The sequence below is a fragment of the Vibrio sp. D173a genome, from assembly GCF_030248475.1.
In genome coordinates this window covers 1-692 of sequence record NZ_JAHGAH010001065.1, presented here as the reverse complement: position 1 = coordinate 692, position 692 = coordinate 1, and the positions used below count along the sequence as shown (strand labels likewise).

Genomic DNA, 692 nt, shown 5'->3' with positions numbered 1-692 from the left:
GGAAACTGCCGGCTTGCGCGGAATCTTGTCCGACAACAGCGCTGATATTTGGGGATCTCAATGATCCAAATAGCAAGATCAACCAAGTGCTTCAGTCCGAAGTGGTCTACCGAGATAAAGTGCATTTAGGTACTCAATCTAAGCTTTACAAAGTGCCACATCAGAAAGGGGAGATTTGATTATGAGTGCATGGGATACAGCTTTCCAATCTGGAACCGTGGTATGGGATTGGATCATCGCTATCTACCTGTTTTTAGCGGGTATGTCAGCAGGCGCAGTGATGATCTCCATCTATCTGAAAAGAAAAGTCATTGAGGGTGATGCCGCTAAAAATACCATTTGGCATTATTTCGGGACTGCTCATTCTGGTATTTCACCTAACTAAGCCACTCTCTTTCTGGAAGATTATGATCTTCTACAACCCAACGTCTGTGATGTCGATGGGTGTGATCCTATTCCAAGTCTACATGGTGATCTTGTTTGTGTGGATCGGAATCATCTTTAGGGATCAGATCACACTGTTTTTGAGTGAGCAGAGCTGGCTCAAAGGGCGTTTAGATTTCGTTGGAAAACTCATTGGTAAATTGGAACCTCTTGAAAATGCGACAGAAATCTTTTTGGCTTTGCTAGCTCTTTTGCTGGCGGCATATACAGGTTTCCTACTATCAGCGCTGAACACATTCCCAATGTTG

The 692-nt window shown here is 43.9% G+C and carries 2 pseudogenes; both read left to right on the top strand.

The features are described from left to right. Positions 1 to 179, top strand: a pseudogene (locus tag KIV40_RS31320) (4Fe-4S ferredoxin); the annotation flags it as partial. A gap of 2 nt (positions 180 to 181) precedes the next feature. Continuing rightward, positions 182 to 692, top strand: a pseudogene (gene nrfD, locus KIV40_RS31315) (NrfD/PsrC family molybdoenzyme membrane anchor subunit); the annotation flags it as partial.